This window comes from Flavobacterium sp., from assembly GCF_044376915.1.
In the GTDB taxonomy this organism is placed as follows: domain Bacteria; phylum Bacteroidota; class Bacteroidia; order Flavobacteriales; family Flavobacteriaceae; genus Flavobacterium.
Genome location: NZ_JBILKB010000139.1, coordinates 1 through 2,930 on the forward strand (window position 1 = coordinate 1; position 2,930 = coordinate 2,930).

2 protein-coding genes are annotated in these 2,930 nt (G+C 34.1%); both read left to right on the plus strand.

The window, feature by feature from the left end:
- Positions 1–2,251 (plus strand): bifunctional aconitate hydratase 2/2-methylisocitrate dehydratase (locus ACIQ6Z_RS09805; RefSeq protein ID WP_396210696.1); only part of this gene is annotated, 2,251 nt, incomplete at its 5' end.
- Between the two features lie 240 nt (positions 2,252–2,491).
- The coding region (locus ACIQ6Z_RS09810) for a LysM peptidoglycan-binding domain-containing protein (RefSeq protein WP_396210697.1) at positions 2,492–2,930 on the plus strand (439 nt) is incomplete at its 3' end.

Here is a 2,930-nt window from a genome sequence, read left to right on the forward strand (position 1 = left end):
AGTTACTTTTATTGCTGGAGAAGGAGATATTTCAACGGATTTATTATCACCAGGTAATCAAGCGCACTCTCGTTCAGATCGTGAATTGCACGGTAAATGTATGATTACGCCTCAAGCACAACAAGAAATTCAAGCTCTTCAAGCGCAACATCCAGATAAAAGTGTAATGTTAATCGCTGAAAAAGGGACAATGGGTGTTGGATCTTCTAGAATGTCTGGGGTAAACAACGTAGCACTTTGGACAGGAAAACAAGCTAGTCCATATATTCCATTTGTAAATATTGCACCAATTGTTGGTGGTACCAATGGTATTTCTCCAATTTTCTTAACTACTGTTGATGTAACAGGAGGTATTGGAATTGATCTTAAAAATTGGGTTAAGAAAACAGATGCCAATGGTGAATTAGTTCGCGATGAAAATGGAGAAACCGTATTAGAGCAAGTATATTCTGTTGCTACAGGTACAGTTTTAACGATTAATACAAAAACTAAAAAATTATACAATGGCGATCAAGAATTGATTGACATTTCAAGATCATTTACACCACAAAAAATAGAGTTTATCAAAGCTGGTGGATCTTATGCTATTGTTTTTGGTAAAAAAATTCAAACCTTTGCTTGTAAAGTTTTAGGAATTGATATCCCTACTGTTTTTGCGCCTTCAAAAGAGGTTTCAAATCCAGGTCAAGGACTTACAGCTGTTGAAAAAATATTCAATAAAAATGCAGTTGGAAATACTCCAGGTAAAGTTTTACATGCAGGTTCAGATGTTCGTGTAGAAGTAAATATTGTTGGTTCGCAAGATACAACAGGATTGATGACGGCTCAAGAATTAGAATCAATGGCAGCCAAAGTGATTTCGCCAATTGTTGATGGAGCTTACCAATCAGGATGTCATACTGCTTCAGTTTGGGATAAAAAAGCACAAGCTAATATTCCGAAATTGATGCAATTCATGAATGATTTCGGATTGATTACAGCTCGTGACCCAAAAGGTGTTTATCACGCAATGACAGATGTTATTCATAAAGTACTGAACGATATAACTATAGACGATTGGGCGATCATTATTGGTGGTGATTCACATACAAGAATGTCAAAAGGGGTGGCTTTTGGAGCTGACTCTGGTACCGTTGCATTGGCTTTAGCTACGGGTGAAGCATCAATGCCAATTCCAGAATCGGTTAAGGTTACCTTCAAAGGAACTATGAAATCATATATGGATTTCCGTGATGTAGTTCATGCAACTCAAGCGCAAATGTTACATAAATTTGGTGGTGAAAATGTGTTCCAAGGTCGAATTATCGAAGTGCATATTGGAACACTTACAGCTGATCAAGCCTTCACATTTACAGATTGGTCTGCAGAAATGAAAGCTAAAGCCTCTATTTGTATTTCTGAAGATGATACCTTGATTGAATCATTAGAAATCGCCAAAGGTAGAATCCAAATCATGATTGATAAAGGAATGGATAATGCTTCTAAAGTGCTTCAAGGTTTAATTAATAAAGCAAATAAAAGAATTGAGGAAATTAAAACGGGTGACAAACCTGCTTTACGTCCTGATGCTAATGCAAAATATTATGCTGAGGTAGAAATAGACTTAGATATTATCAATGAGCCTATGATTGCTGATCCAGATGTAAATAATAAAGATGTTTCTAAACGATACACGCACGATACCATTAGACCTCTTTCTTTTTATGGAGGAACTAAAAAAGTAGATTTAGGATTTATCGGATCTTGTATGGTGCATAAAGGCGATATGAAAATATTAGCTCAAATGCTTAAAAATATTGAAAAACAAGAAGGTAAAGTGGAATTTAAAGCACCTTTAGTGGTTGCGCCTCCAACTTACAATATTGTTGACGAATTAAAAGCGGAAGGCGATTGGGAAGTATTGCAAAAATATTCAGGATTTGAATTTGATGATAATGCCCCTAAAGGAGCTGCACGTACAGAGTATGAAAATATGTTGTATTTAGAGCGTCCAGGTTGTAACCTTTGTATGGGTAACCAAGAGAAAGCTTCCAAAGGAGATACCGTTATGGCAACTTCTACTCGTTTGTTCCAAGGAAGGGTAGTTGAAGATTCTGCTGAGAAAAAAGGAGAGTCTTTATTATCTTCGACTCCTGTTGTAGTTTTATCAACAGTTTTAGGAAGAACGCCTTCTATAGAAGAGTACAAAAAAGCAGTGGAAGGAATTAACTTAACTAAGTTTGCACCTTCTCATAAATTACTTGTTGGATAACATTTAATGATGTTATAACTAATAAAAAGCCTAAGTGTATCTTAGGCTTTTTTTATAAGCAATCTTTTATTTATAGAGAACTGATTAATCATAAATGGCTTTTGTATTTAGTGTTAAACAATTTTATAATTGCATTAACTTATTAAGTTAGTAAAAAGGCCTACCTTTGTAATCCTTAAATTAATCTCACTAACGTTTTTTTCAATGCGTAGCTATTTAAATTTTAGAATTTGAATTGAGATGAAAATTAATGAACAAATGAAATACTACCTATTATTATTTATTTTTACACTTGTTAATTCTTCGTTGGTTTTTTCTCAAGAAAAGTTGATAAAACATACTGTAAAAAAAGGAGAAACAATCACTGCCATTGCTCAGAAATATAAAATAGAACCTAGTGCTATTTATGAACTTAACCCAGATTGCAGTCGTACATTAAAAGTAGAATCCATTATTTTAATTCCGCGTGCGACATCTAAGGGTATTAAATCAAAAACAGAATCAAAAACTGTAATTGTTGAAAACACACACGAAGTTCAGCCAAAAGAGACATTATTTGGTATTGCAAAACAGTATGAGGTTTCTTTAGAAGATCTTAATACTGCCAATCCAGAATTAGTAGAAACGGGTTTAAAGGCAGGACAAAAAATAAAAATACCTTCTAAACTTATTTCGAAGA